At 76.2% G+C, this 240-nt stretch carries 1 protein-coding gene; it reads right to left on the reverse strand.

All coding sequences use genetic code 11. From position 1 onward, the window contains the following. A partial coding sequence (locus ACQG3P_RS22730; protein ID WP_426806314.1) for a hypothetical protein occupies positions 1–240 on the reverse strand: 240 nt, incomplete at both ends.

The raw sequence follows: 240 nt of genomic DNA on the forward strand, positions 1-240 counted from the left end.
CTGGTCCCCGCGCACGCCGCGCGCCACGCCCCCCCGGGGCCGGCCGGCGCCGCCCGATTCACCGAATTCGTTCGGCGTAGCAGCGACAGCCAGTGGCTTGATCGCGATATCGCGGAGGCCGTACCGCCAGCTGCTGCCGTGCTGCAGGCCGACGCGCAGGTAGCGCGCCTCGGTCTCGGGCAGTGCCAGCCAGTCGCGCTCGCCGCCGCCGCCGGCGGTGAGCTCGCGCAGGGTGCGCCA

Source organism: Stenotrophomonas sp. SrG, from assembly GCF_050031795.1.
GTDB classification, from domain to species: domain Bacteria; phylum Pseudomonadota; class Gammaproteobacteria; order Xanthomonadales; family Xanthomonadaceae; genus Stenotrophomonas; species Stenotrophomonas rhizophila_A.